The 2,552-nt window shown below is 62.5% G+C and carries 3 protein-coding genes and 2 pseudogenes; all 5 read left to right on the top strand.

Annotated features, from left to right (window positions below; all coding sequences use genetic code 11):
* Positions 1 to 297: pseudogene (locus tag WAN02_RS33870) on the top strand (hypothetical protein); the annotation flags it as partial.
* Between the two features lie 111 nt (positions 298 to 408).
* On the top strand, positions 409 to 1,203 hold the full coding sequence (locus tag WAN02_RS33865; RefSeq protein WP_422269721.1) for an enoyl-CoA hydratase-related protein: 795 nt from the start codon (positions 409 to 411) through the stop codon (positions 1,201 to 1,203).
* Positions 1,204 to 1,246: 43 nt separating this feature from the next.
* Entirely contained in the window at positions 1,247 to 2,140 is an 894-nt protein-coding gene (locus tag WAN02_RS33860) for an SDR family oxidoreductase (RefSeq protein WP_422269720.1), read from the top strand.
* Between the two features lie 14 nt (positions 2,141 to 2,154).
* On the top strand, positions 2,155 to 2,400 hold the full coding sequence (locus tag WAN02_RS33855; RefSeq protein ID WP_422269719.1) for a hypothetical protein: 246 nt from the start codon (positions 2,155 to 2,157) through the stop codon (positions 2,398 to 2,400).
* A gap of 15 nt (positions 2,401 to 2,415) precedes the next feature.
* A pseudogene (locus WAN02_RS33850) lies at positions 2,416 to 2,552 on the top strand (MaoC family dehydratase); the annotation flags it as partial.

Genomic DNA, 2,552 nt, shown 5'->3' with positions numbered 1-2,552 from the left:
GCCGAGGAGTTACTGACCCTCGGCCCTGGTCGCGACGTCGACGAACAGGAATTTCTCACGAGGTGCCTTCGCCTCGCCCGGCAATGGTCACTGCAACATCGCATCACCGAGGAATCGGTATCGGGCGATATGTTTGCCACCGCGTTGAAGATGGCACGCCACCGGGGGCTCATCGACGCTGAGACCGCAGCAAACGACCTTGCGGAGGGTCGGGCGGCGCTCGTCGCTGAGCTTGAGGACCTGCAACGGTCGATCGGCGAACTGGCCCAGATGCGCCGGGATTTCGCACCGGCTTGAGGGGGTCCCCGGAAGAATTGGATTTCGTCAACCGATGTGGTTTTGGTAATATGGTAAGACCATAATCTTGGCGACCGCCGTGCTGTGGCTTTCAACGAAGAGAGGCAACCGATGACCGAGTTCACCGACATCACCTACGAGGTCGACAACGGCCTCGCCTGGATCACGATCAACAGACCCGACCGGTACAACGCGTTTCGGGCGCGAACGCTCGACGAGCTGATCCGTGCCTTCAAAACCGCTTGGGCGAGTCCAGAAGTCGGCGTGATCTGCCTGACCGGGGCGGGCGAGAAAGCATTCTGCACCGGTGGTGACCAGAAGCAGCGCGCCGAAACGGGTGACTACGGGCCGTCCGAGACCGGGCTGTTCGAGGTAGATACCTTGCATCGGGTCATCCGCGACGTGCCAAAGCCGGTTATCGCGGCGGTAAACGGCTTTGCGATCGGCGGCGGCCATGTTCTGCACGTGCTGTGCGACCTGACGATCGCCTCGGACACCGCGGTGTTCGGTCAGAACGGCCCACGGGTCGGATCCTTCGACGCAGGCTTCGGCACCGGCTTTCTGGCACGCGTGGTCGGCGAGAAGCGTGCCCGCGAGAGCTGGTTCTTGTGCCGCAGGTACTCGGCAGAGCAAGCAGCCGAGTGGGGCCTGGTCAACAAGGTGGTGCCTGCCGACGAGCTCAAGTCGGAGGTGCGGGCGTGGGCGGACGAAATCTTAATGCTCTCGCCGACCGCGCTCAAGGTTCTCAAGCAGTCGTTCAACACCGACACCGAGCAATTCGCATCCGTAGGCCAGATGGCCTACTCAACTCTGAAGATGTTCGGCGAGACACCCGAAGCGCAGGAAGGTATTACCGCGTTCAACGAGAAGCGCGTGCCGGAATTCGCCGCCTACCGCGGCAACTGAGCCGGTCGTCGGCTGGCGCGAATCATCAGAAAGAGCATGGGCTATGACGCGCATCTTTGATCCCACGGTGCTGGATGGCAAGCGCATCCTCATCACCGGCGGCGGCACCGGGCTGGGCCGTGGGGTGGCTGCGCGGCTAGCCGCGCACGGCGCTCAAGTCCATTTATGGGGTAGACGCGAAACGGTGCTGGCCGAGGCCGCCGCCGAGATCTCGGCCGGCCACCCAGGCAGTGTCCACTACCAGGCGGTGAATGTTCGGGACTTCGACCAGGTGGCCGCCGCCGTGGCAGAAATTTGGCATCAGCACGGGCCCCTGACCGGCTTGCTGAACAATGCCGCCGCGAATTTCATCGCGCCCACCGTCAGTTTGAGTCCTCGCGCATTCGACGCGGTCACTTCTACCGTGATGACCGGTTCGTTCAACACGACGCTGGCCGTCGGCAAACGCTGGATCGCCGACGGCCAGCCCGGATCGGTGCTCTCAAACCTGACCACGTGGGTGTGGAGCGGTTCGGCGTTCGTCGTTCCGTCAGCCATGGCAAAGGCTGCGGTACATGCGATGACAATGTCACTCGCTGTCGAGTGGGGGCGCTACGGCATTCGCCTCAATGCCCTTGCACCCGGACCGATTCCGACCGAGTACGCCTGGGAAATGCTCAATCCCACCGATAAAAGCTCGGTCGGTGCTACGCAATCCGAGCAGATACCCCTCGGTCGCCCAGGGACGATCGACGAGCTGGCGAACTTGACAATCTTCGCGTTCTCCGACGCCTGCGATTATCTGACCGGGGAAACCATCGCAATGGACGGCGGCCAACGGCTGGCTGGACCCAATACGTTCGCCGGTCTAATGGCGATGACCGACGAGGACTGGGCGGCGGCGCGTGAGCGCAGTCTGGCGGCGTCGGAGGCCGCCAAAGCCGCCCGTTCGGTGTAGCTGATCGGACCTCGATGGCAGAAGCAACTACTACGGTCGGTGAGTGCCGCGTGCCGCTGGTGCGTCTGGGCGTGCTGTTGATCATCGCTCTGGGCGGATTCTTCATGGCAGTAATGGGTTTCGTGATGGACAACGCGACGCTGATTGTCATAGGCGCGATGTCGGTGGCTCTGGCTCGCCCGCGGTCAACGGACTGGCAAACGCGGCTTACCGATGGCGCCGGCTTAGAGATTGATCGTCGTGATCCGGTCGACCCCTGACCAGAAAGGCGCCCAGTGCGAGTCATTTCATCCATAGAGGAAGCAATTGAGGCCATCGGCCAGGAGTTAGGCGTCAGCGACTGGACGGGCATCGACCAAAATCGCATCGACGCGTTCGCCGATGTCACGGGGGATCATCAATGGATCCACGT

It is taken from the genome of Mycobacterium sp. (genome assembly GCF_049281135.1).
GTDB lineage: Bacteria > Actinomycetota > Actinomycetes > Mycobacteriales > Mycobacteriaceae > Mycobacterium.
The sequence above is the reverse complement of the archived record's forward strand: the minus strand, read 5'-3'. Positions and strand labels throughout refer to the sequence as shown.